Annotated in this window: 26 protein-coding genes; 15 read left to right on the forward strand and 11 right to left on the reverse strand. The window is 73.8% G+C overall.

Going from position 1 to position 26,032, the window contains the following annotated elements:
* Positions 1-32: 32 nt before the first annotated feature.
* The 3 genes from lanKC to CYQ11_RS08855 all read right to left on the reverse strand — a co-directional run bounded on the left by lanKC (position 33) and on the right by CYQ11_RS08855 (position 4,556).
* Positions 33-2,702, reverse strand: coding sequence for a class III lanthionine synthetase LanKC (lanKC, locus tag CYQ11_RS08845; protein ID WP_099200721.1), 2,670 nt, complete (start codon positions 2,700-2,702; stop codon positions 33-35).
* Between the two features lie 136 nt (positions 2,703-2,838).
* Positions 2,839-3,078, reverse strand: a complete 240-nt coding sequence (locus tag CYQ11_RS08850; protein WP_099200720.1) for a ferredoxin — start codon at positions 3,076-3,078, stop codon at positions 2,839-2,841.
* Positions 3,075-4,556 (reverse strand): aldehyde dehydrogenase, encoded by a 1,482-nt coding sequence (locus CYQ11_RS08855; RefSeq protein WP_099200719.1) that lies wholly within the window; start codon positions 4,554-4,556, stop codon positions 3,075-3,077. Before CYQ11_RS08855 ends, CYQ11_RS08850 begins: the two co-directional genes overlap by 4 nt.
* Positions 4,557-5,099: 543 nt before the next feature.
* On the opposite strand from CYQ11_RS08855, the gene CYQ11_RS08860 reads away from it, so the two are divergent.
* The 6 genes from CYQ11_RS08860 to CYQ11_RS08885 all read left to right on the forward strand — a co-directional run bounded on the left by CYQ11_RS08860 (position 5,100) and on the right by CYQ11_RS08885 (position 11,795).
* Entirely contained in the window at positions 5,100-6,368 is a 1,269-nt protein-coding gene (locus CYQ11_RS08860; RefSeq protein WP_099200718.1) for an SCO2321 family membrane protein, read from the forward strand.
* Positions 6,365-7,039, forward strand: coding sequence for an SCO2322 family protein (locus tag CYQ11_RS08865; RefSeq protein ID WP_240003521.1), 675 nt, complete (start codon positions 6,365-6,367; stop codon positions 7,037-7,039). The genes CYQ11_RS08860 and CYQ11_RS08865 overlap by 4 nt, the downstream gene beginning before the upstream one ends.
* Positions 7,040-7,107: 68 nt before the next feature.
* Positions 7,108-8,352, forward strand: coding sequence for an energy-coupling factor transporter transmembrane component T (locus tag CYQ11_RS08870; protein ID WP_107489258.1), 1,245 nt, complete (start codon positions 7,108-7,110; stop codon positions 8,350-8,352).
* On the forward strand, positions 8,349-10,040 hold the full coding sequence (locus CYQ11_RS08875) for an ABC transporter ATP-binding protein (protein ID WP_099200717.1): 1,692 nt from the start codon (positions 8,349-8,351) through the stop codon (positions 10,038-10,040). The genes CYQ11_RS08870 and CYQ11_RS08875 overlap by 4 nt, the downstream gene beginning before the upstream one ends.
* Before the next feature lie 269 nt (positions 10,041-10,309).
* The gene (locus CYQ11_RS08880; protein ID WP_240003543.1) at positions 10,310-11,107 is read left to right on the forward strand and encodes an ECF transporter S component; all 798 of its coding nucleotides are present in this window, start codon (positions 10,310-10,312) and stop codon (positions 11,105-11,107) included.
* Positions 11,108-11,378: 271 nt separating this feature from the next.
* A complete protein-coding gene (locus CYQ11_RS08885; RefSeq protein WP_240003520.1) occupies positions 11,379-11,795 on the forward strand; it encodes an aggregation-promoting factor C-terminal-like domain-containing protein in 417 nt (138 codons plus the stop codon).
* Between the two features lie 85 nt (positions 11,796-11,880).
* On the opposite strand, the gene CYQ11_RS08890 is transcribed toward CYQ11_RS08885, so the two are convergent.
* Positions 11,881-13,050 (reverse strand): steroid 3-ketoacyl-CoA thiolase, encoded by a 1,170-nt coding sequence (locus tag CYQ11_RS08890; RefSeq protein WP_099200715.1) that lies wholly within the window; start codon positions 13,048-13,050, stop codon positions 11,881-11,883.
* A 299-nt stretch (positions 13,051-13,349) separates the two neighbouring features.
* On the opposite strand from CYQ11_RS08890, the gene CYQ11_RS08895 reads away from it, so the two are divergent.
* The 4 genes from CYQ11_RS08895 (at position 13,350) to CYQ11_RS08910 (ending at position 16,687) form a co-directional block, all read left to right on the forward strand.
* Positions 13,350-14,588 carry a cytochrome P450 gene (locus CYQ11_RS08895; RefSeq protein WP_099200889.1) on the forward strand — a complete coding sequence of 413 codons (1,239 nt, stop codon included), beginning with the start codon at positions 13,350-13,352 and terminating at the stop codon, positions 14,586-14,588.
* 218 nt (positions 14,589-14,806) lie between these two features.
* Complete coding sequence (locus CYQ11_RS08900; RefSeq protein ID WP_099200714.1) at positions 14,807-15,427, forward strand: DUF6230 family protein; 621 nt, start codon at positions 14,807-14,809, stop codon at positions 15,425-15,427.
* Positions 15,414-15,989, forward strand: coding sequence for a DUF6114 domain-containing protein (locus CYQ11_RS08905; RefSeq protein ID WP_240003519.1), 576 nt, complete (start codon positions 15,414-15,416; stop codon positions 15,987-15,989). The genes CYQ11_RS08900 and CYQ11_RS08905 overlap by 14 nt, the downstream gene beginning before the upstream one ends.
* The gene (locus CYQ11_RS08910) at positions 15,986-16,687 is read left to right on the forward strand and encodes a hypothetical protein (RefSeq protein ID WP_099200712.1); all 702 of its coding nucleotides are present in this window, start codon (positions 15,986-15,988) and stop codon (positions 16,685-16,687) included. Before CYQ11_RS08905 ends, CYQ11_RS08910 begins: the two co-directional genes overlap by 4 nt.
* A gap of 40 nt (positions 16,688-16,727) precedes the next feature.
* Here the strand turns inward: CYQ11_RS08910 and CYQ11_RS08915 are convergent, their stop codons facing one another.
* The gene (locus CYQ11_RS08915; protein WP_099200711.1) at positions 16,728-18,701 is read right to left on the reverse strand and encodes a bifunctional glycosyltransferase 87/phosphatase PAP2 family protein; all 1,974 of its coding nucleotides are present in this window, start codon (positions 18,699-18,701) and stop codon (positions 16,728-16,730) included.
* Between the two features lie 277 nt (positions 18,702-18,978).
* Between CYQ11_RS08915 and CYQ11_RS08920 the strand changes: the two genes are divergently transcribed.
* Entirely contained in the window at positions 18,979-19,305 is a 327-nt protein-coding gene (locus tag CYQ11_RS08920) for an antibiotic biosynthesis monooxygenase family protein (protein WP_099200710.1), read from the forward strand.
* Between the two features lie 32 nt (positions 19,306-19,337).
* Complete coding sequence (locus CYQ11_RS08925) at positions 19,338-19,847, forward strand: GNAT family N-acetyltransferase (RefSeq protein WP_099200709.1); 510 nt, start codon at positions 19,338-19,340, stop codon at positions 19,845-19,847.
* 28 nt (positions 19,848-19,875) lie between these two features.
* On the opposite strand, the gene CYQ11_RS08930 is transcribed toward CYQ11_RS08925, so the two are convergent.
* Positions 19,876-21,948, reverse strand: a complete 2,073-nt coding sequence (locus tag CYQ11_RS08930) for a DHA2 family efflux MFS transporter permease subunit (RefSeq protein ID WP_099200708.1) — start codon at positions 21,946-21,948, stop codon at positions 19,876-19,878.
* A gap of 291 nt (positions 21,949-22,239) precedes the next feature.
* Between CYQ11_RS08930 and CYQ11_RS08935 the strand changes: the two genes are divergently transcribed.
* Positions 22,240-22,896, forward strand: a complete 657-nt coding sequence (locus CYQ11_RS08935) for an HAD-IA family hydrolase (RefSeq protein WP_099200707.1) — start codon at positions 22,240-22,242, stop codon at positions 22,894-22,896.
* 18 nt (positions 22,897-22,914) lie between these two features.
* Here the strand turns inward: CYQ11_RS08935 and CYQ11_RS08940 are convergent, their stop codons facing one another.
* The 3 genes from CYQ11_RS08940 to CYQ11_RS08950 are packed head-to-tail and all read right to left on the reverse strand — an operon-like array spanning position 22,915 to position 23,880.
* Positions 22,915-23,280 (reverse strand): cupin domain-containing protein, encoded by a 366-nt coding sequence (locus tag CYQ11_RS08940; RefSeq protein ID WP_099200706.1) that lies wholly within the window; start codon positions 23,278-23,280, stop codon positions 22,915-22,917.
* Complete coding sequence (locus CYQ11_RS08945; protein ID WP_099200705.1) at positions 23,277-23,483, reverse strand: hypothetical protein; 207 nt, start codon at positions 23,481-23,483, stop codon at positions 23,277-23,279. Before CYQ11_RS08945 ends, CYQ11_RS08940 begins: the two co-directional genes overlap by 4 nt.
* Before the next feature lie 4 nt (positions 23,484-23,487).
* Positions 23,488-23,880, reverse strand: a complete 393-nt coding sequence (locus CYQ11_RS08950) for a carboxymuconolactone decarboxylase family protein (protein ID WP_146104658.1) — start codon at positions 23,878-23,880, stop codon at positions 23,488-23,490.
* 60 nt (positions 23,881-23,940) lie between these two features.
* Between CYQ11_RS08950 and CYQ11_RS08955 the strand changes: the two genes are divergently transcribed.
* Both CYQ11_RS08955 and CYQ11_RS08960 read left to right on the forward strand, forming a co-directional pair.
* Positions 23,941-24,573 (forward strand): AAA family ATPase, encoded by a 633-nt coding sequence (locus CYQ11_RS08955; RefSeq protein ID WP_099200703.1) that lies wholly within the window; start codon positions 23,941-23,943, stop codon positions 24,571-24,573.
* 26 nt (positions 24,574-24,599) lie between these two features.
* Positions 24,600-24,938 carry a deoxyxylulose-5-phosphate synthase gene (locus CYQ11_RS08960; protein ID WP_099200702.1) on the forward strand — a complete coding sequence of 113 codons (339 nt, stop codon included), beginning with the start codon at positions 24,600-24,602 and terminating at the stop codon, positions 24,936-24,938.
* Between the two features lie 171 nt (positions 24,939-25,109).
* Here CYQ11_RS08960 and CYQ11_RS08965 read toward each other — a convergent pair whose 3' ends face one another.
* Positions 25,110-25,619 carry a DinB family protein gene (locus tag CYQ11_RS08965; RefSeq protein WP_099200701.1) on the reverse strand — a complete coding sequence of 170 codons (510 nt, stop codon included), beginning with the start codon at positions 25,617-25,619 and terminating at the stop codon, positions 25,110-25,112.
* A gap of 12 nt (positions 25,620-25,631) precedes the next feature.
* Positions 25,632-25,982, reverse strand: a complete 351-nt coding sequence (locus CYQ11_RS08970) for a putative quinol monooxygenase (protein WP_099200700.1) — start codon at positions 25,980-25,982, stop codon at positions 25,632-25,634.
* Positions 25,983-26,032: the final 50 nt, after the last annotated feature.

Raw genomic sequence — 26,032 nt, forward strand, 5'->3', positions numbered from 1 at the left:
TTCGTGGGGACGGAATACGTGGGACTTGCTGGTCACGACTCCGCCGCGAGGCGGAGCCGGCTCTGGGGCGCCCCGAGGGGCGGCAGGAACGGCAGCCGGGCCGGCTGGTCGCCGCCGAGGGCGGCACCGAGCGCGAGCAGACAGCCGGCCGTTCCGGTGGCGAGGTCCATCGACAGCCGCATCATCTGATGGCCGGGGAAGGCCAGTTCGCCTTCGTACGGCATGGCGTACCAGGACAGGGCCGAGATCTGGGCGGCCAGGTGCCCGGCGGTCGCGTCCGGCGCCGTGGTGCGGGCGAGGTGCCAGATCATCCCGGCACGGCCCTGGAAGAGGCCGGGCTGGGCGTAGAACCCGGACCGCGCGGCGAGGAGGATGCCGCTTCGGGCCTCCTGGAGGTCCTCGTCGGCGCGGTGGGCGAGGTAGTCGTCCAGCACCGCGCCGATGCCGACGCTGCCGTCACCGAGGTAGGGCATGGTGCGCCAGCCCTCGTTGACGTCGAGGGAGCCGATGGGGGTGCGGACGCACTGGGCGAGGTCGGCCCGCAGGGCGGCGCCGGCCAGGTCGAGGAGGGCGGGTGCGCCCGAGCGTTCGTGGAGCCTGAGGAAGAGCAGCGCGGGGCCGGTGGCGCCGTGCATCAGGCCCGCGCGCCGGCGCCCGGAGGGGGCCGCCTGGTCGGCGGCGAGTCGGTCGGCCAGCACTTGGGCGGCCTGGACGGCGTGGTCCCGCAGGGACAGGTCGCCGGTGGCCTCGGCGAGGTGGTCGAGGGCCAGGCCCACGCCGGCCAGGCCGCCGCGCAGTCCGGACGACAGGCGCTGCCACTTCTCCGCGAGCAGCGCGCCGGTGAGGTCCATGGCCCGCTCGACGTGGCCGAGGCCGTGGAGGACGTGGGCGACGCCGGCGAGGCCGTCGTAGAGGCCGAGCGGGGTGCCGGGCGGCGCGGAGCGGGTGTGGTCGAGCAGCCACTGCTCGCCCTGTTCGTAGCGCTCGGCGCCGGTCTCGGCGAGGGCGTGGAGGACCCCGGCGGCGCCGTGGGCGAGCCCGAGTCCGCCGCCGTCGGAGAACTGCGCGATGTCGCCCGGGAAGAGCCGGTCGTCGCGGTCGGGCGTGGCGGAGGCGAGGATCGCGCGGACCATGGAGTCGCGGGCGGCCGGCCAGTCGCCCGGTTCGGGCAGGGCCGCGGCGCCGCCGCCGGCCGGAGGGGTGCCGCGCGCGGCCGTCCCGCCGGCGGCGCGGGCCGGGCGGCCGCTCGTCCCCGTGTCGCGGGTGATCTCGGTGACGGCCTCGTCGAGGAACTCCCGGGGCACGGGGAAGCGTTCGGCGATGACGCCGGCGAGGTGCGCGGCCTTGGACCGGTCGACGGCGAGAAGCGTGGTGACGGGCAGGAACAGGGCGAGGCGCAGGCAGGCCAGGGCGTAGCGGTCCACGTCGGTGCCCGTGCGGTCCGGCGGGGCGACGAAGCCGGGGTGGGCGACGACCTGCCGGCCGCTCTCGGAGGCCGGTGCCGCGGCCTCGAAGTCGATCAGCGTCACGGACCGTTCGTCCGGGGCGACCATGATGTTGAACATGTGCAGGTCGTTGAAGACCACGCCCCTGGCGTGCACGCGCTCCACCGCGTCCTCCACCGCGCGGTGGATCCGCAGCGCCCAGGCGGTGTAGTCGGCGACCGCGCCGGGGTCGGCGTCGGGGGCGAGCAGCGGGTGCCGCTCGGCGAAGAAGGAGTTCAGCGGCCGGCCCTCGACGAAGTCCATGACGAGGAAGCGGTGGTCGCCGACGGCGAACCAGTCGCGGAAGCCGGGCGCGACGCCGAGCCCCGCGAGCTTCTCCAGTGCGTCCCTCTCCCGCTCCAGGCGGGCGATCGCGTCGGCGCCGTCGGCGGCGAGGCCGGCGTGGGGGCGGCCCTCCTTGAGGACGACGGCGCTGCCGTCGCGGGTGTCGGTGCCGCGGTAGACGCCGCCGCCGTTGGAGAAGTGCAGGGCCTTCTCGATGCTGTAGGGCAGCTCGCCGACGGTGGTGGCGTTGCGGGCGGCCAGGTGGGGTTCGAGGAAGGCGGGGAGGCGGACCCACGCGGGGGTCTGGAACGCCGGGTTGCGCAGGTCGGGCACGAGCGTGCCGTCGGGGTCCTCGACGGCGGGGACGAGGGCGCCGTGCGCGTCGGTGCAGTAGCGGCGCGCGAACGCGCCGTAGCGTACGTAGAGCGGGCCCTCGTGCCAGCGCAGGTCGGTGAGGACGTAGGGGCCGGGAGCGCCGCCGACCGTCTCGTGCAGCTCGGTGAGGACCGTGTGCAGCTGGTCCTCGTCGGCCGGGTAGACGGTGACGAACTTCCCGCTGGCGTCGCGGGCCGCGTACTTGCTGTTGCGCAGGTGCAACAGGTGCGGCGCGGGGACGAACTTGAAGGGGATGCCCCGGGGGACGCAGTAGTCCCAGACCGCGGCCGCCGTCTTGTCGGCGCTCTCCGCGGTGGCGGACACGTGGATCTTCCAGCCCTGTGCGGGCTGTCCGGGGCGCGGGGCGCCGGTGGCGTCGACGGGCGTGAGCTGGAGCCAGTCGCCGCTGCGGGTGCTCTTCCAGCCGTCGGGGACGGGCCGCCGCGCCGTCTCGAAGAGGGCGGTCCCGGCGCCGGTTCCGGCGGGGGCCGACAACCGGTCCGGGATCTCGTAGAAGTGCCTGTCGGCCAGGCAGTAGACCTCGTACCGCTTCTCCATCGGACCCCCCTTGGCGGCGACGGGAAGAGATTTCCACGCCGCAGAGGGCCGGGACAGTCACGCGTGTCACGAACATCCCGTGCGGAACGCATGAGTTAAGTAATGTACGGACCAGAATCCGAACAGAGGGCCGACCCTACTCCTCCGGGGGGAACACCGCCTCCCCCGTACCGGCCACATGGAGGGCCACGGCCTCCACGGGGCAGCCCTCGGCCGCCTCCAGCACCGCCGGCGACGCCTCCGTCTCCTCTGCCACCGGCCGCGACCGGCGCGTCGCGTCGAGCCGGAACGCCCCGGGCGCCACGGCCGCGCACAGCCCCGAGCCGACGCACACGCCCCGGTCGACCGCCACCCGCCAGCGCGGTGCCCCGCTCACCGGCCGGCCCCGTCCCGCCCGTAACCCGCCGGCAGGTGGATGGTCTTCTGCTCCAGGTACTCGGCGTAGCCCTCGGGGCCGCCCTCCCTGCCGAGCCCGGAGTCCTTGTAGCCGCCGAAGGGCGCGAGCATGTCCAGGCTGAAGGTGTTGACGGAGTACGTGCCGGTGCGCACGCGGCGCGCGATGCCGATGCCGTGCTCGACGTCGCCGGTCCAGACGCTGCCGGAGAGCCCGTAGTCGGAGTCGTCGGCGATCGCGACGGCCTCCTCCTCGTCCTCGTAGGGCAGCAGGCACACCACCGGGCCGAAGATCTCCTCGCGGGCGATCCGCATGGCGTTGGTGACCTCGCCGAAGAGCGTCGGCTCCACGTACCAGCCGCGGTCCGCGCCCGCCGGGGTGCCGCCGCCCGCCAGCAGGGCGGCGCCCTCGCGCCGGCCGAGCGCGATGTAGTCCAGCGACCGCTGGCGCTGGCGCCGGGTCACCAGGGGGCCGACCTCGGTGGCGGGGTCGAGGGGGTCGCCGACGGTCAGGGCGGTGGCCGCGGCGGCGAGGCGCTCGGCGAGCTCGGCGTAGTGCGAGCGGGGCGCGAGGACGCGGGTCTGGGCGACGCAGGCCTGTCCGTTGTTCATCCAGGCGCTGGGCACGATGCCGGCGACGGCCGCGTCCAGGTCCGCGTCGGGCAGGACGATCGCGGCGGACTTGCCGCCCAGTTCCAGGGTGACGCGGGCGAGGTGGCCGGCGGCGACCTCCATGACGCGTTTGCCCGCCGCGACGGAGCCGGTGAAGGACACCTTGTCGACCCCGGGGTGGCCGACGAGGTACTCCCCGGTCTCACGGCCCGCGGGCAGGATCGACAGCACCCCCTCGGGCAGCCCCGCCGCGGCCGCGACCTCGGCGAGGACGTAGGAGTCCAGGGGCGTCTCCGGCGCCGGCTTGAGCACCACCGAGCAGCCCGCCAGCAGCGCCGGCGCGACCTTGGCCGCCGCCACGAACTGCGGCACGTTCCAGGGCACCACCGCCGCCACCACGCCGACCGGCTCGCGCCGCACGAGCAGCGGACCGAGGGCTCCGGCGCGCCGCTCCTCGTAGGGGAAGCCGCGGGCGACGGCGATGGCGGAGTCCCACACCATGACGGCGCCGAGGGCCTGGGCGAGGACGCTCCAGGAGTAGGGGGAGCCGTTCTGGGCGGAGACGGTCCTCGCGATCTCCTCGTGGCGGGCGGCGAGGCCGTCCTTGATCCGGGTGACGACCGCGAGCCGCTCCGCCAGCGGCAGGCCGGCCCACACCCCGGAGTCGAAGGCCGCCCGGGCGGCGGCCACGGCGCGGTCCACGTCGGCGCGCGAGGCGTGCGGGACGCGTCCGATGACCTCTTCGCTGTGCGGCGAGACCACGTCGATGACCGCGCCGCCGTCTCCGGCGGCCGGGTCGGCGAGTCTGCCGCCGATGAAGAGCTGTCCGTGCTCGACGAGTTCGGCCATGACGGGGGGTCCCCTCGCATCGGTAGCATCTGACGGTGCATCAGCAATGTACGAGGGCCGGAGGACGACGGGAAGGCGCTCCACCCGTGCAAGGGGACGGTGGGCCAGCCACCGGGCCCGCAACGGAGAGTGCGACCGGGGAGAGGGGAAGGCGCCCCACCCACGAGGGGGCGGGGCGGGGAGACCCCTGGCAGGGGGCGTAGAGCGGTTTCGCGGGCGGTGCGGGGCAAGCGGAGGAACAGAGGGCGGACCCGCGAAATCGCAGCCCCCAGAAGGGGACTCCACGCCCCGCCCCCGCCCCGGAAACCGATCCCCGGCCCGACGGGGGCACAGGACCCCGGCCCGACGGGGCACAGGACCCCGGCCCGGCGGAAACCCGGTCCCCGGCCCGACGGGGGCACAGGCCGCCGTTCCCCGGCCGCACCGCGGCCCATGGCGGCCGGAGCCGCCCGCGCGCGGCCGGATAAAGTGTTCAGCTCCCACCAAAGCGTCACTCCGAAGGTCCCCGGTGCGAGCCGGGCAATCACCGAGAGGCACCCTTCCATGGCCCCCTCCTTCGCCGTCCACGCGCGCCGCGGCGCCGCGGCCCTGGCCACCGCCGCCGCCCTCGGCGCGGGCGCCGCCCCCGCCGCCTTCGCCGACGGCTCCCCCTCCCCGGCGGCGTCGGGGCTGTACGGCGCGAAGGACCCGCAGTTCGACGGCGTCTTCCGGCAGTCGCTGGCCTTCCTGGCGCAGGACGCGGTGGGTGTCTCGCCGGCCCCGAAGGCCGTCGACTGGCTGGCCGGGCAGCAGTGCGCGGACGGCGGCTTCGCCGGCTACCGGGCCGACACCGGCAAGGCGTGCGACGCGAACGCGGGGGAGTTCACCGACGCCACGTCGGCGGCCGTGCAGGCCTTGGCGGCCGTCGGCGGGCGGGCCGGCGCCGTGCAGAAGGGCCTGGAGTGGCTCAAGACCCACCAGCACGAGGACGGCGGCTGGGGCATGACCCCGGGCGGCGCCACCGACGCCAACTCCACCTCCATCGCCGTGGGCGCCTTCGTCGCCGCGGGCCAGGACCCGGCGAAGGCCGCGGTCAAGGGCGGCAAGAGCCCGTACGACGCGCTGCTGTCCTTCCAGCTCGGCTGCGACAAGAAGGAGGACGAGCGCGGCGCCTTCGCCTACATGCCGCAGAACGGCGAGCTGCTGCCCAACGACCTGGCCTCGGCCGCCGCCGCGCAGGCCGCGCTCGGCAAGGGCTTCCTGACCGGGCCCGCCGCCAAGGGCGCGGACCGGCCGGTGGCGCCGCTGGACTGCGCGGGTGACGAGAAGGCGAAGCCGAAGGACGCGGCGGCGGGCGCCGAGGCCGTGGCCGCCTACCTGGCGAAGAAGCTCGACGCCGGCGACAACCACCTGAAGTCCTCCATGCCGGGCGCCCCCGCGGGCCCCGACTTCGGCACCACCGCCGACGCCACCCTGGCCCTCGCGACGGGCGGCCACCGCAACGCCGCCGCCAAGCCGCTGACGTGGCTCCAGGCCAAGGACAACAAGGCCGTCGAGTGGGCCCAGGGCGACCCGGGCCGCCTCGCCAAGCTCGTCCTCACCGCCCACGCCGCCGGCGCCGACCCCCGGGACTTCGGCGGCACCGACCTGGTGAAGCAGCTGAACGAGACCGGCCCCGCCCCGGAGAAGGCCTCCGCCTCGCCGGAGAAGAAGGACGAGGAGAAGAAGGACGACGGCGGCGGCTTCGGCGTCTGGTGGTTCTTCGGGCTCTTCTTCGTCGCGAGCGTGGGCGTGGGCTTCCTGCTCAGCGGCCGCAAGAAGAACAAGCTGTGAGGCCGGCGCGCGGTCCGCGCGCGGTCCGCGCGCTGCTCCTCGCCCCTCTCCTCGCCGCGCTGACCGCCGTGCTCGGCGCGGCGCCCGCCCACGCGGACGGCTACCGCTACTGGTCGTTCTGGCAGGGCGCGGGGCAGGAGTGGACGTACGCCACGCAGGGGCCCGCCACGCTGCGGCCCGGCGACGGCCAGGCCGTGGGCTTCCGCTTCGCCGTCAGCGAGGACTCGGCGCACGCCGCGAAGCCGCGGGCGGCCGCCGGCTTCGGCGCGGTGTGCGCGGGCACCCCCGCGAAGGAGGGCCGCAAGCGCGTCGCCGTGGTCCTCGACTTCGGCACCCCGGCCGACGCCCCCTCCGGCGACGCCCCGCCGGCGGCCCGTACCGCCTGCGCGCAGGTGGCCGCGGACGCGAGTGCCGGCGAGGTGCTGGCCGCGGTGGCCGAGCCGCTGCGCTACGACTCCTCGGCGCTGCTGTGCGCGATCGCGGGGTACCCGCGGACCGGGTGCGGCGAGCGGGTCGGGGAGAGGAAGAGCACCGCCGCGGCCGAGGAGGGGACGGCCTCCGGGAAGAAGGACGACGGTGGCCCGTCGGCCGGGCTGGTCGGCGGCGTCGCCGTCGTGGTCGCCCTCGGTGCCGCGGGCCTGTGGCAGGCCCGGCGACGCCGTCACGGGTGACCCGTCGGCGTCACGAGAAGAGTCACGAGAGTCGAGACCGGAAGAGCTGTACGAGCCGGATGGTGCGGATGAGCGGGGCAAGCCGGGTGGGCCCGGCCGGCGGGCGCGCGCCGGCGTTGCACGCCGGGGCGTGGTGGGTGTGGGCGCTCGGGCTCGCGACGGCGGCCTCGCGCACCACCAATCCGCTGCTGCTGGGCATGCTGGTCGGCGTCGCCGGTTACGTCGTCGCGGCGCGGCGCACGGACGCGCCGTGGGCCCGCTCGTACGGGGCCTTCCTCAGGCTCGGTCTGGCCGTGATCGTCATCCGGCTGGTCTTCGCGGTCGCGCTCGGCTCGCCGATCCCCGGCACGCACGTCGTCGTCACCCTCCCGGAGGTGCCGCTCCCCGCGTGGGCGCGGGGGGTGCGCATCGGCGGCCGGGTGACCGCGGAGGCGCTGGTCTTCGCCCTGTACGACGGGATGAAGCTGGCCGCCCTGCTGGTCTGCGTCGGCGCGGCGAACGCCCTCGCCAACCCGGCGCGGCTGCTGAAGTCGCTGCCGGGCGCGCTGTACGAGGCGGGGGTGGCGGTCGTCGTCGCCATGACCTTCGCCCCGAACCTGGTCGCGGACGTCCAGCGGCTGCGCGGGGCGCGGCGGCTGCGGGGCCGCTCCGGGCGGGGGCTGAAGGCCCTGGCCCAGGTGGGGCTGCCGGTACTGGAGGGGGCACTGGAGCGTTCCGTGGCGTTGGCGGCGGCCATGAACGCCCGTGGCTACGGCCGCACCGCCCGCGTCCCGCGCCCGGTCCGGCTCACGACGAACGCGCTGACCCTGGGCGGTCTGCTGGGCGTGTGCGCGGGGACGTATGGGCTGCTGGCCGATGTCGGCGCGGGTTACGGCCTGCCGCTCCTGCTCGCCGGCCTGGCCCTGGCCGTGGCGGGCCTGTGGCTGGGCGGCCGCCGCTCGGTGCGCACGCGCTACCGGCCGGACCGGTGGGACGGACGGGCGTGGCTGGTGTCGGCCTCGGGCGTGGCCGTGGCGGCACTGATGATCTGGGCGGGCGACCACGCCCCGACGGCCCTCCATTCGCCGGCCGTGCCGCTGACGGCTCCGGCGCTGCCGCTGTGGCCGGCGGCCGCGGTGCTGCTGGGGCTGCTGCCCGCGTTCGCCGCGCCGGCGGGGACGGCCGCCACCACCCGGTCCCGTGAGGCCCGGGGCGCTGCCTCGACCGCTCCACCTCCGGGGCCCTCCGTCCCGCCGCCGCGGCGCGCGACCCCCACCGGGGAGCCCGGCGGTGCCGCACCGCTCGACATCCCCCACCCCCAGGAGCCCAAGTGATCCGCTTCGAGAACGTGTCCGTCACCTACGACGACGCCGAAGCCCCCTCGCTCCGAGGCGTGGACCTCACCGTCCCCGAGGGCGAGCTCTGCCTCCTCGTCGGCCCGTCCGGCGTCGGCAAGTCCACCCTCCTCGGCACCGTCAGCGGCCTCGTCCCGCACTTCACCGGCGGCACCCTGCACGGCCGCGTCACCGTCGCCGGCCGCGACACCCGCACGCACAAGCCGCGCGAGCTGGCCGACGTCGTCGGCACCGTCGGGCAGGACCCGCTCGCCCACTTCGTCACCGACACCGTCGAGGACGAGCTCGCCTACGGCATGGAGTCCCTCGGCGTCCCGCCGCACACCATGCGGCGGCGCGTCGAGGAGACCCTCGACCTGCTGGGCCTGGCGACCCTGCGCGACCGCCCGATCGCCACGCTCTCCGGCGGGCAGCAGCAGCGCGTCGCGATCGGCTCGGTGCTGACCACGCACCCCGAGGTGCTGGTGCTCGACGAGCCGACGTCCGCGCTGGACCCGGCGGCGGCCGAGGAGGTGCTGGCCGTGCTCCAGCGCCTGGTGCACGACCTGGGCACCACGGTGCTGCTCGCCGAGCACCGGCTGGAGCGCGTCGTGCAGTACGCGGACCAGGTGATCCTGCTGCCCGGTCCCGGCCAGGCCCCCCGGATCGGCGACCCCGCCGAGATCATGGCGGTCTCCCCCGTCCACCCACCGGTCGTGGCCCTCGGCCGGCTGGCCGGCTGGTCGCCGCCGCCGCTGTCCGTACGGGACGCGCGCCGCAAGGCGGCACCGCTGCGGGAGCGGCTGGCGCCGCTGGTCCCGGCGGCCGGGGAGAGCGGCGGCGCGGGCACCCACGCCGGGGCCGCACCACGGCCGCGGCGCACCGGTCTGCTGCGCAGGGCCCGGGTGGCCGAGCCCGCCCCGGCCGGCTCCGCCGCCGAGGTCACGCGCCTGGGCGTGCGCCGGGGTCGCGTCGACGCGCTGCGCGACGTCGGTCTCACGGTCCGTGCCGGTGAGACGGTCGCGCTCATGGGCCGCAACGGCGCCGGCAAGTCCACGCTGCTGGGCACGCTCGTCGGGCTGCACGAGCCGGCGCGGGGGGCGGTACGCGTCGGCGGCGCCGAGCCGCACCGCACGGGCCCCCGCGAGCTGCTGCGGCACGTCGGCCTCGTACCGCAGGATCCCCGCGACCTGCTGTACGCGGACACGGTCGCCGCCGAGTGCGCGGCCGCGGACCACGACGCGGAGGCCGCGCCCGGCACCTGCCGCGCGCTGGTCTCCGGGCTGCTGCCGGACGTGGCCGGCGACACCCATCCGCGCGACCTGTCGGAGGGGCAGCGGCTGGCGCTCGCGCTCGCCGTGGTGCTCACCTCCCGGCCGCCGCTGATCCTCCTGGACGAGCCGACGCGGGGGCTGGACTACGCCGCGAAGGGCCGCCTGGTGGAGATCCTGCGCGGACTGGCCGGCGAGGGCCACGCGATCGTGCTGGCCACCCACGACGTGGAGCTGGCGGCGGAGCTGGCCCACCGGGTCGTGGTCCTCGCGGAGGGCGAGGTCGTGGCGGACGGCCCCACGGCGGAGGTCGTGGTCTCGTCGCCGGCGTTCGCCCCGCAGGTGGCGAAGGTGCTGGCGCCGCAGCCGTGGCTCACGGTCCCGCAGGTGCGGGACGCCCTGGAGGGCGGGTCATGAGGTCCGGGCGACGTTCTTCCCCGCTCTCCCGGGCCCGGCGGGGCTCCGCCGCGGTGACCGGCGACGCGGAGCCGGCCGCGACCGCGGGCACCGGCCGTCGGTGGCCCCTCCGGCACCGCCCGGCAGGCACCTCGAAGGTCGCGCCGTCGCAGCGGGGAGAGGTCCCGGTCCGGGCCCTGCCCGGAGCCGGGGGTGCCGTCGCCGGCTCCCCGCGGGACCTCGGGCGCGCCTCCCTCTCCGGCAGGGGGCCGGACCGGCAGGTCCGCGCGGTGCGCCTCGGACCGCGGTCCGTCGCCGCCCTGGCGCTGGTCAGCGCCATCGGCGTCGCCGCCTTCGGCTGGCCCCTGCTCGCCGCCTCCTCGTCCGGGCTGGCGCACTCCAAGGACGCGCCGTGGCTGTTCGCGGCGCTGCTGCCGCTGCTGCTGGCGGTGGCCGTGGCGACGATCGCGGACTCCGGTCTGGACGCCAAGGCCGTCGCCATGCTGGGCGTGCTGGCCGCGACCGGGGCCGCGCTGCGGCCGCTCGGCGCGGGGACGGCCGGCATCGAGCCGATGTTCTTCCTGATGGTGCTGTCCGGCCGCGTCCTGGGGCCCGGCTTCGGGTTCGTGCTGGGCTCCCTGTCGATGTTCGCGTCCGCGCTGCTGACCGGCGGGGTCGGGCCGTGGATGCCGTTCCAGATGCTGGCCATGGGCTGGGTGAGCATGGGCGCGGGCCTGCTGCCCGGCCCGGACCGCCTGCGGGGGCGCGGGGAGCTCGCGATGCTCGCGGCGTACGGGGCCGTCGCCTCCGTGGGCTACGGGACGGTCATGAACCTCCAGGGCTGGCCCTACATCGGCTCGCTCGTCTCCGGTGTCTCCTTCGTGCCCGGCGACCCGCTGGCGGACAACCTCGGCCGCTTCGTCGCCTACTGCCTGGCGACCTCCCTGGGCTGGGACCTGCCGCGCGCGCTGGTCACGGTCCTCGCCACGCTCGCCCTGGGGCCCACCCTGCTCAAGGCCCTGCGCCGGGCCACCCGCCGGGCGGCCTTCGACGCGCCGGTGGCCTTCCACGACCCGCACGGCCCGTGACCGGGGCCACAGCCGGCCACCCCCGTAAGGACCCCAGCGACTTGGGAGGCTTACGCATCCGGTGAGCCGGGGCACGTGGCCCCGTTCACATCCGATGCCTCCTCGTAGGCGTCCGCCCAACTCGGGAGGGGTAGGCGGGTCCGTCCTCCGAAAGACCCCCGTGCACGGGGGTCTTTGCCAGGTCCCCCGAGCGTCGGCCAGGTTGGTTGAGCCGCCAGGGAGCACGTCGCTCCGGCGGCACGCCTCTGCCCCCGACGGAAGGTTCTCCTTCGTGACGTTCCGAACCATCAACCGCAAGGCCTCCCGCAAGCTCGTCGCCGCCGCCGGCGCCGCCCTGGTGCTCGGCACCGCGGGCGCCGTGCTGACCGCCGTTCCGGCCCACGCCGCGGCCCCGTCGACGACCGCCACGCAGGACATCGCGCGGAAGATGATCGGCGACGAGGCGCAGTTCCAGTGCTTCAGCAAGATCGTCGAGCATGAGAGCGGCTGGAAGCACACCGCCACCAACGCCTCCAGCGGTGCCTACGGCCTGGTCCAGGCCCTGCCCGGCTCGAAGATGGCCTCCGCCGGTGCCGACTGGCAGACCAACCCGGCCACCCAGATCAAGTGGGGCATGGACTACATGAAGGACCGCTACGGCAGCCCCTGTGGCGCCTGGTCCTTCTGGTCCGCCCACCACTGGTACTGACCGGACCGGCCGGACGGCCCCGCGCACGCGAATGCGGCCGGCACCCCTCCACGGGGTGCCGGCCGCTTCGCATGCGGGCCCGCCCCTACAGCCGCTGGATGATCGTCCCCGTGGCCAGCGCCCCGCCCGCGCACATCGTGATCAGCGCGAACTCCCCGTCGCGCCGTTCCAGCTCGTGCAGCGCGGTCGTGAGCAGCCGGGCCCCCGTCGCCCCGATGGGGTGGCCCAGCGCTATCGCACCGCCGTTGACGTTGACCTTCTCCAGGTCCTGCTCGAAGACCTGCGCCCAGGACAGCACCACCGACGCGAACGCCTCGTTGATCTCCACCAGGTCGATGTCGCGCAGCGACATGCCCGCTCTGCCCAGGACGGCCCGCGTGGCGTCGACGGGCCCGTCCAGGTGGAAGTGCGGGTCGGCGCCCACGAGGGCCTGGGCGACGATGCGGGCCCGGGGGCGCAGCCGCAGGGCGCGGGCCATGCGTTTGGAGGCCCACAGCAGGACGGCGGCGCCGTCGGAGATCTGGGAGGAGTTCCCGGCGGTGTGGACGGCGGTGGGCATGACGGGCTTGAGGCCGGCCAGGGCCTCCATGCTCGTGTCGCGCAGCCCCTCGTCGCGGTCGACCAGGCGCCACATGCCCTGCCCGGCGATCTGCTCCTCCTCCGTCGTGGGCACCTGCACCGCGAAGGTCTCCCGCTTGAAGCGCTCCTCGGCCCAGGCGCGAGCCGCCCGCTCCTGCGACCGCAGGCCCAGTTCGTCGACGCGCTCGCGGGTGAGGCCGCGCTTGCGGGCGATGCGCTCGGCGGCCTCGAACTGGTTGGGGAGGTCGACGTTCCACTCGTCGGGGAACGGCTTGCCCGGGCCGTGCTTGGAGCCGCTGCCGATGGGCACGCGGGACATGGCCTCGACGCCGCAGCCGATGCCGATGTCGATGACGCCGCCGGCGATCATGTTGGCGACCAGGTGGTTGGCCTGCTGGGAGGAGCCGCACTGGCAGTCCACGGTGGTGGCGGCGGTCTCGTAGGGCAGGCCCATGGCGAGCCAGGCGGTGCGCGCGGGGTTCATCGACTGCTCGCCGGCATGGGTGACCGTGCCGCCGACGATCTGCTCGACGCAGTCGGGCTGGATGCCGGTGCGGGCGAGGACCTCCCGGTAGGTCTCCCCCAGCAGATAGGCGGGATGGAGGTTGGCGAGCGCTCCTCCGCGCTTGCCGATGGGGGTGCGTACGGCTTCGACGATGACGGGTTCCGCGGCCATGACTGACTCGTCCTCTCCTCGGTCCGCAGGGCTTCCCGGCGCCCACGGCCAGCCAGAACTGGTACGCGTTCTAGTCCTGTTCGACTTCGGCAGTCTTCCGACCCCCGCCCCCGGTACGCAAGGGTCGCGCACCCCCCGCCCGCGCAACAGATGGCGTCACGTCCCTTGCCGCTCCAGGGTGCCGTCATTACCGTCGACTCAAGGGGGGACTTCTGACTGACCGTCAGACCCATTGCCGGCCGGCCCCGGCCGTCGGCGGGTCCGTCGTCAGGGTCTCCGGCCGAAAGGGAGTGGTCGCCATGCCGCCCTGCCCCGCGCTGCCCGAGGGCTTCGACTTCACCGACCCCGACCTCTACCGACGGCGCGTGCCGCTGCCGGAGTTCGCCCTGCTCCGGCGCACCGCCCCGGTCTGGTGGAACGCCCAGCCGTACGGCTCCGCCGGCTTCGGCGACGACGGCTACTGGGTCGTCACCCGGCACGCGGACGTCCGGGAGGTCTCCACCCGGCCGGAGGTCTTCTCCTCCCACCGCAACACCTCGGTCATCCGCTTCCGCCCGGGGATCCCGTCCGAACATCTCGACCACCAGCGGCTGATGATGCTCAACATGGACCCGCCCGAGCACACCCGGGTCCGCCAGATCGTGCAGCGCGGCTTCACCCCGCGCGCGGTGCGGGCCCTGGAGGGCGCCCTCCGGCGGCGGGCGCGCGCCATCGTGACGGCGGCACGGGAGCGCGGGAGCGGGGACTTCGTCACGGACGTCGCCTGCGAACTGCCCCTCCAGGCCATCGCCGAGCTGATCGGTGTCCCCCAGGAGGACCGGGCGAAGATCTTCGACTGGACCAACAAGATGATCGCCTACGACGATCCCGAGCTGGCCGCCACCGAGGAGACCGGCGCCCGTTCCGCGCTGGAACTCATCTCGTACGCCATGGGCCTGGCGGCCGCCCGCGCCGCGTGTCCCGCGCGGGACATCGTCAGCCGGCTCGTGGCCGCGGAGGACGAGGGGAACCTGCGCTCCGACGAGTTCGGGCTGTTCGTCCTGATGCTGGCCGTCGCCGGGAACGAGACCACGCGCAACGCCATCAGCCACGGCATGCACGCCTTCCTCACCCACCCCGAGCAGTGGGATCTGTACAAGAGGGAGCGCCCCGCCACCGCGGCGGAGGAGGTCGTGCGGTGGGCGACCCCCGTGACCTCCTTCCAGCGCACCGCCACGCGGGACACCCGGCTGGGCGGCGCGGACATCGCCGAGGGCCAGCGCGTCGGGCTCTTCTACGCGTCGGCCAACCACGACCCCGAGGTCTTCGACGCGCCCGGGACCTTCGACATCACCCGCGACCCCAACCCCCACCTCGGCTTCGGGGGCGGCGGCCCCCACTTCTGCCTGGGCAAGTCCCTCGCCGTGCTGGAGATCGGTCTGATCTTCGACGCCATCGCCGACGTCCTGCCCGGCATCCGCCTGGCGGGCGAGCCCCGGCGGCTGCGCTCGGCCTGGCTGAACGGGATCAAGGAGCTGAGAGTGGAGTACGGGGCCTGATCCCCACACTCGACACGTCAACCACAACTGCCCCTGGCATGACGGGAATCGGTCCATACCTGAACCCTTGTCAGGTGCACGGGGCGGACTTACTCTCGGGTACACCCCGCGGTGACCCCAGATCGCCACGGAATCATCACCGCACCCCCACGTATGCCGACGGCACGGGCAGCGGTGCGCCTGCCCACCACTCCTTTCGAGGGACGAGGGACATCAGGATGAAGGACGCTCAGGGAAGACAGGTGACAGGACGCGTCAGGTGGCGGAAGTTCGCCGTGCTGTCCGTCCCCGGTTTCGCCGTCACCGCCGCGCTGGCCATAGCGCTCGCCGACGGGGCCCTCGCCGCCTCGTTCGCCGTGTCCGGCCAGGAGTTCAAGGTGGGGGCGTCGAGCCTGTCGGGCACCGGCTTCGCCCAGTACGGCGGCATCGACAAGAACGCGCGCGGCAAGCTGCTGCCCGTCGCCGTCACCGCCATCAAGAACGCCGAGATCCACGACCTGTGCCAGTCCGTGGTCACCACCCTGCCGCTGATCGGCGACATCTCGCTGAAGCTCCGTGCCGGCACGGGCGGCAAGGTCGTCGAGGCGTCCGACCTCTTCATCGACGCCACCCGGATGTCCGGCGACGCCGAGTTCGAGAACATCGAGATCGGCCGGGACGCGTCGACCCTCAACAAGGGACCCGCCTCCGCGCAGGGCCTGCAGGACGCCTTCGGCCAGCAGGCCAAGTCCATCAAGATGACGGACCTGCGCCAGACCGCCTGGGCGACCAACGCCGGCCGGTTCAAGCTCTCCGGCCTCGACATGAACATCAAGCTCGGCAAGGATGAGTGCTTCTGACATGCCGGGCGGCGGCACCGGGTCCGTACGTCCGCCGGCGGCCGCACGGCCCGGCTTCTGGGCCGCGTGGCGCCGGTGGCGCAGGAGCCGTCCGTTCTGGGGCGGCCTGGCCGCCGTCGTCGCGGGCGCCGAGATCTGCGCCATCCCGCTGGCGCCGCTGAAGATCATGCTGGAGCAGGGCATCGCGGGGATCCCCGGCGTCCTCATGGGCCTGGTGATGATCGTGATGGGCCTGTCCGCGTGGTTCGCCCCGCAGTACCGCGGCCTGGCCGGCGTCCTCACCGTTCTCGTCGCCACCGCCACCCTGGTGATGTCCAACCTCGGCGGCTTCCTCTTCGGCACCGTCGTCGGCGTCGTCGGCGGCGCCATGATCTTCGCCTGGACGCCCCTGGAACCGGCGCCGGAGCCGGCCGGGGCCCCGCTCGCCGAGCCCCCCGTACCGACGCCTCAAGCGCACGCGCAGGCGCCGACGCAGCCAGGTCGGACACAGCCGCACCCGGCACGGACGCAGGCAGAGGCACCGGCACCACCACGTCACCTCCCACCCAAGGAGTCACCGTGACCTCCCCCAGCACGCCCCGTCGCCACCGCGCCCTGCTGGCCGCAGGCGCCGGCCTGGCCGTCACCGTCGCGCTGTCCCTGAGCGGCACGGGCACCGCATCGGCCGGGACCGCGGACGCGGCGTCCACCACGGTCCAGCCGGCGGGCCACTCCTTCGCGGCCACCCTCAACGGCGCGGCGTCCTTCAAGGCCGGCTCGGTCAGCGCCAGTTGTGAGGTCTCCGCCTCGGCGCCCTCGGCCGGCAGCGGCAACAACAAGGTGCCCGACGCGCCGGGCAACACCAACGCCTCGGGGCCGGTGAGCAGCGGCATCAACGCGCCCACCTACTCCGACTGCACGTCCAGCCTGCCGGTGGACGTCAGCGTCACCACCTCGGGCACGTGGACCGTCTCGATGCAGAACGGCTCGCCCATCACGGCCTCGCTGACGATCCCCACCGGGGGCTTCGTGCTCAAGAGCAGCGGTCTGGCGAACTGCACCATCACCGCGGCCCCCGACGGGCCCGTGACGTTCCCGGCCACCTTCACCAACGGCTCGGGCGGCACCCCCTCGCGGATCACCGTCGCCGACGCCGAGGTCGCGGTGAAGGTCACGGGCGGCTTCGGGTGCCCGACCGCCGCCACGACCTCGGTGTTCAACGCGGTCTACGACGTCACGGACGTCACCGACCCGGCGGCGCGGATCACGGTCGGGAGCTGACCGCCGCGTCCACAGGACGGGCCGGAGCGGGGGACGTCCCCTAGCCTCCGGCCCGTACCGGCTCGGGCTTGAGGGCGTCGCTCTCGCCCCGCGCCCCCGGGATCACCGCCAGGGTCCCCCGGCCCGGGCCCGTCAGGGCGTACTGGATGGCGAAGCCGGAGGCCACCACGAACGCGCCGCCCAGGGCGTCCAGCACGTAGTGGTTGGCCGTGCCGATGATGACCGAGAAGGTCAGCACCGGGTAGAGCATGCCGAGCGCCTTCATCCACAGCTTCGGCGCCACGATCGCGATCACGACCCCGCACCACAGCGACCACCCGATGTGCAACGAGGGCATCGCCGCGTACTGGTTGGACAGCTCGGTCAGCGCCCCGAAGTCGGGGTTGGACAGGTCCTGCGGACCGTTGGCGGTGTCGATGAAGCCACGCCCCGGCATCAGCCGCGGCGGAGCCAGCGGGTAGACCCAGAAGCCCACGAGCGCCATCAGCGTCGCGAAGCCCAGCGCCGTGCGCGCCCAGCGGTAGGTGGCCGGACGGCGCAGGTACAGGAAGCCCAGCAGGGACAGCGGCACCAGGAAGTGGAAGGTGCCGTAGTAGTAGTCCATGCTGTCCGCCAGCCAGCCCGTGCCCGCCACGAAGTGGTTGAAGCCGTGCTCGACGTCTATGTGCAGGAACTCCTCGATGCCGATGATCTGCCGGCCGTGGGACTCGGCGAGGGTGCGCGAGTCCGGGGCCTGGGCGCGCACGAAGGAGTAGGCCCAGTAGAAGACCCGTATCAGCATCAGCTCCAGCAACAGGTTCGGCCGGTTGAGTGAGCGCTTGAAGAAGCCCAGCAGCGGGACCCAGGAGAAGCGGCCGCGCTGCGGCTCGGCGACGGGGGTCGGCAGGGGCTCGTCCCACAGCGCGGAGTCCCGTGAGAGGAAGGGCACCACGCAGCCGGCGGCGAGGGCGGCCAGCAGCGGGGCGTTCTCGCCGAGGGGGCCGAGGACGGGGTTGGCCGGTACGAGGATCGTGCTGGGCAGCGTCATGACGAGCACGACGAGCACCGGCCAGACGAGCCGGTCCGCGCGACGCTTGCCGACCCGGCCGGCGACGGCGAGCAGGATCCACAACTGCTGGTGCTGCCAGGCGGTGGGCGAGACGGCGACCGCCACACAGCCGGTGATGGCCGTGGCGAGCAGCGGCTGCCCGTCCTTGGCGTAGCGCGCGGCGCGGCGCAGGCCCACCACGGTGACGGCGAGGGCCAGCGGGGCGTAGAGCGCCAGTTCCAGGGGGCCGCGCAGGCCGACGCGCAACAGCAGGCCGTGCAGGGACTGGTTGGCCAGCCCGTCGGGCTTCTCGCCGAGGCCCGCCCCGGCGAGGTGGTGCACCCAGTACGTCCAGGAGTCGTCCGGCATGGCCGCCCACGCCAGGGCGGTGCACGCGGCGAACGTCACGCCGGTGGTGACGGCGGCACGGCGCCGGCCGGTCAGCCACAGGAGCGGTGCGAAGAGCAGGACGGCGGGCTGGAGGGCCGCCGCGACGCCCACGAGGATCCCGCTCGCCCGGCCGGGCCCCCGCGCGATCGCCGGCAGGCAGCAGCCGAGGAGCACCAGGAGCACGGGGATGATGCTGGTCTGCCCGAGGGTGAAGGTGTTGCGCACGGGCAGCGAAAGGACCGTCAGGATGACGGCGACGGGGGGCGCCAGCAGCTTGGCGCGGCGGGTGAGGGGGCCGGGCAGGGCCCGCGCCGCCACGAGGGCGACGGCGACGACGAGCAGGAGCGTGCCGAAGGTCCAGAAGATCCCCAGCGCGTGTTCCGCCGCCTTGGTGAGGGGTTTGAGGGCCAGTCCGGAGAAGGGCGTGCCGGTGAACCGGTCGGTGTCGTAGAGGGAGCCCCGCACGTGCAGGACCCCGTTCTCACCGATCCACGTCTCCAGGTCGCTGAACCGGCGCTCCGGGGGCAGCCGCAGCACCACCGCCGCCTGACGCACCGCCAGCAGTCCGGCGAGCAACCACAGCGCCGCCAGGGCCATGCCGGTCCGCGAGCCCGCCCTCGGCGGACTCCCCAGTCCGCGCCGCTCTGCATCCGCCACGCTTCGCCGCTCCTCCAAGTCGCCCAGCTCGGTCACCCTCGTAGGGCTGTTTGAGACCTTACTGAGTCCTAAGGAACGGACGCAGGTCACCCCCAGGTCACCTGACAACCTTCCACAGGTGGCCTGAATGCAACGCTTCTAGGGCCGATTAGGGTGCGGTCGGAGACTCCGGTGGGGGTGGGGGGCCGGGCGGGGGGACTGCGGCAGGATGGGGGCCATGAGCATCGTGAAGATCAACGTCCTGACCGTCCCCGACGAGCAGCGCGCCGTCCTCGAACAGCGCTTCGCCGCCCGCGCCGGCTCCGTGGAGAGCTCCGACGGCTTCGAGTGGTTCGAACTGCTGCGTCCGGTCGAGGGAACCGACCAGTACCTCGTCTACACCCGCTGGCGCAGCGAGGAGGACTTCCAGGCGTGGATGGAGGGCCCGATGAAGGCCGCGCACCAGGGCGGCGGCCAGGGCGCGCCCCAGCAGCGTCCGGCGGCCTCGGGCTCCACGCTGTGGTCCTTCGAGGTCGTCCAGCAGGCGGCGCCGAAAACCAGCTGAGCGCCCGCCGCCCGGCGTGCGACCATCCGCGCATGACGGGATCCGCACCCTCCTGGACCATCGCCCCGCAGCCGGTCGGCTCGCCCGAGTCGGCCGCGCTGCTGCGCGCGTTCCTGGTGGACGTCGCCGACCGCTGGTACCTGCTGCACCGCGGCAGCCGCACGACACCCGAGGAGGTCGAGCGGCACCTCGCCGAGATGCCCAGCGACGACCTCGCACCGCCGCACGGCGTGTTCCTGATGGGCCGCCACGGCGGCGCCCCGGCCGGCTGCGTGGGCCTGCGGCGGCTGGACGGGCGGACGGCGGAGCTGACCCGCATGTTCGTACGGGCCTCGCTGCGCGGGACGGGCGGGGCGGCGGCGCTGGTCGGGGCGGCGGAGGCGGTCGCCCGCGAGTGGGGCGCGCGGCGGGTCGTCCTGGAGACCCGCCGGGACCTGCGCGAGGCCCGGGCGCTGTACGCGCGCCACGGCTTCACGGAGATCGCGCCCTACAAGACGGGCGACGAGTACGCGGAGGTGTGGCTCGGCAAGGAGCTGGACTGACGATGCGCCACCAGGGGGCGGCCCGCGCTCACCGCCGGTGGTCGGGTTTGATCTCCGCCGAGCCGCCGTCGCGCGGCTGCTCCTCGTCCGAGCCAGACAGCTCCTCCGTCAGACGGCGCACGAGGGCCTGGAGGTCGTGGGGCCGGTCCTCGGCCGTCCACCAGTCGCCCAGCAGCTCCGCCAGCATCTCCTCCCGGACCCGGAACAGCCGGTCGGCCTCCTGCCGGCCCTCCTCGGTGGGCACGAGCCGCAGCCCCTGACGCTCCGCCAGGCCGCGCGTCTCCAGCTGCGCCGCCGCGTCGGTGACGACCCGCAGTGGCACGTCCACGCGTTCGGCGAGGAACGACGGCTCGACGTGGCCGTCGCGTTTCATGCGCAGCAGCATCCAGCTGGCGGCCGGTCTGAGGTCGAGCCCGGCCCGTTCGGTGATCTTCTCGTAGACCTTGCGGCGGCCCTCGCGGCTGCCGAGCAGGGACAGCGCGCGGGCGCACTCCTCGCGGGAGGAGCGCTCGACGGGGTTGCTGGAGATGACCTCGCTGGTGTCGGGGGCGGTGACGCTGCCCCGCAGCGGCTCCTCACGCAGCAGCCAGGCGAGGACGAAGGCGAGCAGCGCGGGCGGGACGGCGTAGAGGAAGACGTCGGTGATCGACAGCGAGTAGGCGTCGAGGACGCCGGCGCGCTGGGCGGCGGGAAGGCGGTCCACGGCCCGCGGGTCCGCCTGGAGCGCGGCGGGGGTGACGCCGGGCGGCAGCGGGACCCCGGCGAGGGCGCGCTCGACGCGCGGCCCCAGCTGGTTGGTGAAGATCGTGCCGAAGATGGAGACGCCGAACGAGGCGCCGATGGAGCGGAAGAAGGTGGCGCCGGAGGTGGCGACGCCGAGGTTCTCGTAGCCCACGGAGTTCTGCACGATCAGCACGAGGACCTGCATGACCAGGCCGAGCCCGAAGCCGAAGACGAAGAAGTACGCGCTCATCTCGGTGGTGCCGACGGCCGGGTCGAGCCGGTGGAGCAGCAGCAGGCCGACGGTCATGACGGCCGTGCCGGCGACGGGGAAGACCTTGTAGCGGCCCGTGCGGCTGACGATCTGGCCGGAGGCGGTCGACGAGATCAGCATGCCGGCCACCATCGGCAGCATGTGCACGCCGGACATCGTGGGCGACACGCCCTGCACCACCTGCAGGAACGTCGGCAGGTAGGTCATCGAGCCGAACATCGCGAAGCCGACGACGAAGCCGATCACCGAACACAGCGCGAAGGTGTGGTTCCGGAAGAGGCCGAGCGGCAGGACGGGCTCGGCGGCGCGCCGCTCGACGCGCGCGAAGGGCACGAGGAGTGCCACGCCGAGCACGCCCAGGCCGATGATCTGCCAGGAGGACCAGGGGTAGGTGGTGCCGCCGAGCGAGGTCATCAGCACCAGGCAGGTGGCGACCGCGGCGATGAGGAACGTGCCGAGGTAGTCGATGCGGTGCGGGGTGCGGTCGGCGGGGATGTGCAGGACGGCGGCGATGACCAGCAGGGCCACGACGCCGACGGGCAGGTTGACGTAGAACACCCAGCGCCAGCTCAGGTGGTCCACGAACAGGCCGCCGAGCAGGGGGCCCAGGACACTCGTACCGCCGAAGACGGCACCGAAGAGCCCCTGGTAGCGGCCGCGCTCGCGGGGCGGCACGATGTCGCCGACGATCGCCATGGACAGGGAGATCAGCCCGCCGCCGCCCAGGCCCTGGAGGGCCCGGAAGCCGATCAGCTCGGGCATGTTGCGGGAGAGGCCGCACAGCGCGGAACCGACCAGGAAGATCACGATGGCGGTCTGGAAGAGCTTCTTGCGGCCGTACTGGTCGCCGAGCTTGCCCCACAGCGGGGTGGCGGCCGTGGAGGCCAGCAGATAGGCGGTGACCACCCACGACAGGTGCTCCAGCCCGCCGAGGTCGCTGACGATCGTGGGCAGGGCGGTGGAGACGATGGTCTGGTCGAGTGCGGCCAGCAGCATGCCCAGCAACAGCGCGCCGATGGCGACCCGCACGGTGCTGCGGGGCTGCCCCGCACCGGGGACGGGCGCGGGGGCCTCGGTCACGGCGGGGCCCGGGGTGTCCTGGGCCATGGGCGCTCCTCGGGTTTCGGGGGTGCGTTCCGGTCCGCTGCCTCCATGGTCGGCCGGATTCCGCCGTTCGGCCTGCCGGGGTACGCCATTGGCAGCCCGGGGCGGTGCCGGGGGCGGGCGCGGGCGGGCCCTCGGGGGCCCGGCCGGCACCCCGCGCGGGCCTGCGACCTGGGGCGCTGGCGTTTTGGGTGATTCGTTTTGTATCTTTGAGAAACAAAGTGGCTCCGCCCGCACTCCCTGACCGGCGGGTGGAGCCGCTTGTCTTTTTTCCGCGCGCTTGGAGTCCACCCGATGACCACGCTTACGGCTCGTGCCCTGCTCCTGGACATGGACGGGACCATCGTCAACTCCGACGCGGTGGTCGAGCGCTGCTGGCGCCGCTGGGCCGAGGAGCACGGGCTCGACGCCGACGAGGCGCTGAAGGTCGTCCACGGCCGCCAGGGCTACGCCACCATGGCCGTCCTCCTGCCGGACCGCCCCATGGAGCTCAACCACGAGGACAACCGCCGGATGCTGGCCGCCGAGACGGCCGACATGGACGGCGTCGTGCCCGTGCCGGGCGCCCCCGCCTTCATGGCCGCGCTGGCCGCCCTGCCGCACGCCCTGGTGACCTCGGCCGACCGCAAGCTCGCCGAGGCCCGCATGGGGGCCGCGGCACTGCCGATGCCCGCCGTGCGGGTCACGGCCGAGTGCGTCAGCGCCAGCAAGCCGGACCCGGAGGGCTTCCTCAAGGGCGCGGCGGAGCTGGGCTTCGCCCCGGAGGACTGCGTGGTCTTCGAGGACTCCGAGGCCGGCATCGCGGCCGGCAAGGCGGCGGGCATGCGCGTGGTGGGCGTGGGCCCGCGCGCGGCGGCGCACGCGCCGGACGCCCATGTCATGACGCTGGAGCAGGTGCGGGTCGAGGCCGGTCCGGACGGCGCGATCACCCTGCGGATCGCGGCGGCCTGAGACGGGCCCCGGCCGGGGTCACCCCATCTGCGCCTTGACGTGCGAGACCACCTCGTTGACCTTCTCCGTGGGCGAGAAGTCCACGAACTCGGTGTCCTCCACCATCGACGGGGCGTGCCCCGGCCCCCAGTAGAAGGCCTGACCGGACTCGTACATCTCCTCGCCGTCCTTCGTCCGAATCCGGACCCGGCCCTTGGCCAGGAAGCCCCAGTGCGGGCACTGGCACAGGTCGTCGGGCAGCCCCTTGAGAGCAGGACCGAGGTCCGTGCCCGCGGCGGCGCGCATGAACATCACGCTCATGCCGCCGCCGATGTCCTGCGTCCGCACTTCGAGGCCCTCGCCCTCGACGGTGACCGGCGTCTGCTCACGGGTCGTCGACGTCATGGCTCCTCCTCGCTTCTCGCGGTCGCCTCACGCAGCCGCGTGTCGTAGTCGGCCAGCACCCCGCGCATCTGCTCCAGCGCCTCCTCCGGGATCTCCGCGGGGGCCGACTCGGTGACGTACCGGGCGGCGGCGACGAGCGCGGCGAACTCGTAGGCGTGCGACGTCACGCGCAGCACGCCGGGGCGGACCCACTCGAGTTCCACCGGCTCACGCCTTGGCGTTCAGGTAGTCCTTGATCTGCTCCAGCTCCTTGGCGAAGTCGTCGTAGTCCTCACGCATGCCGTTGAGGTAGGCGCTCCAGCCGAGACTGTTCTTGGCGTAGTGCACGGCTTCCTGGATCTCCTCGTCCGTGGCCCCGTAGAGCCTCGCGGCCTCGGTGTGGAAGAGCGTGCAGTAGCGGCACTTGGTCTCGGAGTGCAGGGCGATGCCCATCAGTTCCTTGTACTTGTTGGGAATGAGGGTCTCGCCGAGTTCGAGCTTCTTGAAGATCTCCCACTCGCTTTCCAGCAGGTCATCGGGGATGCCGGCGAGGAAATGGGGAACGAGCCCGAGCGTTTCCTTGATGTCGGCTTCGATCTCAGCGCGGCTACGGCCGGCCATGGTGGCCACTCCCTTTCCGCTTCGTTCCTCTCTTCTCACGATAGGCCGTAGGGTCCGGACATGCTCTTGTGGATCAACGGCCCGTTCGGTGCCGGCAAAACCCAGACCGCCCACGAGATCCGCCGCCGTCTGCCCGGAAGCGTGGTCTGCGACCCCGAAGAGGTGGGCTTCGGCCTGCACCGCATGACCCCACCGCGCCTGCGCGGCGACTTCCAGGACCTCACGGCCTGGCGCCAGGGCGTCTACGAGGTCCTGGACCTGGTCCTGACCCGGCACGAGGGGGTGGTCATCGCCCCCATGACGATCACGGAGCCGGCGTACTTCCGGGAGACGGTGGGCCGCCTGCGCGAGCGCGGCCACGGCGTCCGCCACTTCGCGCTGCTGGCGCGGCGGGAGACGGTGCTGCGCCGGCTGGGCGAACGGAACCCGGTCCACGCCGTCCAGCGGGCCATGGGACGGAACGCCCCGCCACGGGGGGAGAGCTTCGCGGTCGCGAGATTGGACGTGTGCCTGGAGAGGCTGCGCGAGGAGGAGTTCGCGGACCACGTGTGGACGGACCGGCTCACGGTCCCGCAAGTGGCCGACCACATCGCCGAGTCGGCGGGCCTGAGGCTGGCACCGGACAGGGACGGCGCGCTACGGGGCCGCCTGCGGCGGGCGTGGACGGGGGCGCGGCATATCCGGTTCGTCTGAACGCCGGCCGCCCCTACGCTGGCCGGATGCCGCCCGCGAAGACCGCCTACGTCTGCCTGCCCTGCCGTGCCTCGTACAAGCAGCGCCACCCCTCACCGGGCGACGACGTCCGCGTGTGCCCGCGCTGCGCCGGTCCCCTGATCCACGTGGGCTCGGCCTTCGCACCCCCGCGCCGCCGCGACACCGCCGCCTGGCGAACCCTCTCGGTCCTGCTGCACGCGGGCATCCGCTTCCGCAAGGACTGCTGCTTCGGCGGCCCGGGCTACCGCCCCCGCACCCTCAGCGAGGTGCGGGAGCGGATGACGTACGCCCGGCGCTCGGGAGAGCCGTTCGCGCAGGCGCTGCTGCGGCGGGAGGTGCCGTAGGGCCGCTTACCGTGAGCCGTCAGCGCTTGCCGTCGGCGAGCCACGGCGCGATGCCCTCGGCCGGCCGCCACGGGGCCGCTGCGGCGAATCCTTCAGTAGATCGTCCGGGCCAACTCTGCCTTCAGACACTGACGTTGGACTCCCGGGTGGAGATCGTCGGCTCCTGCGGACTCAGGCGCCCACGGCCCCGTCGACGCCCTCACGCAGAAAGTCCGCGTGTCCGTTGTGACGGCCGTACTCCAGGAGCACGTGCACCATCACCATGCGCAGTGACACGTCCTCGCCCCAGCGCGGCTGGTGCCCGGCCTGGTCCAGGGACCGGGCCTCCCGCTCGATCCGGCGCGAGGTCTCCACCTCGGCCTCCCAGGCTGCGAACGCCTCGTGTCTGGTCGACGCGCCCGCGTCGTACGCCGCCTGGAAGTCGATCTCGTCCGACCAGACCATGGGTGCGTCGTTGTCCTCGAACACCCGGCGGAACCAGGCACGTTCCACCTCCGCCATGTGCCGCACCAGGCCGAGCAGCGACAGCGTGGACGGCGGCATCGACTGCCGCCGCAGCTCCTCGTCGGTGAGCCCTTCGCACTTCATGGCGAGGGTCGCGCGGTGGTAATCGAGGAATGCCCGCAGCATGTCGCGTTCGCTGCCGAAGCTGGGCGGTCCCACGCGTTGATCGCTGGTCACTGGTCGTGCTCCTCATCCGCGCCTGTACGCAGGGCCAGTATCCACTCCGGTCCGGCCGCGCTTGCCGTCGGCAAGCTCCAGGAAGGTCACGTCGGTGCTGAGGACGAACTTCTCACGCTCTGCCAGGAAGTGGCAGGTGTGCGGTTGCTGCTCGTGCGCGTCGAAGGCGGTGCGGCTCTCGTACAGCTCGTAGAAAACGCGCACGTCCGGCTCGTCCGGCACCCGGTGAACGAGGTAGGCGACCGTGCCCGCCTCGTGCTTCCTGATCCCGTCCAGGGTCTGGGAGACCAACTCGTCGAAGGCCAGCGCGGCAGCGGCGTCACGAAGCGTGAAGCGCACGACAAGTCCGAAGCCCGAGGTCATGGGCGCTCTCCCCTCTCGTCGCGCCAAGGTTCTCACGCGGCGGCCGACAG

This window comes from Streptomyces cinnamoneus, from assembly GCF_002939475.1.
In the GTDB taxonomy this organism is placed as follows: domain Bacteria; phylum Actinomycetota; class Actinomycetes; order Streptomycetales; family Streptomycetaceae; genus Streptomyces; species Streptomyces cinnamoneus_A.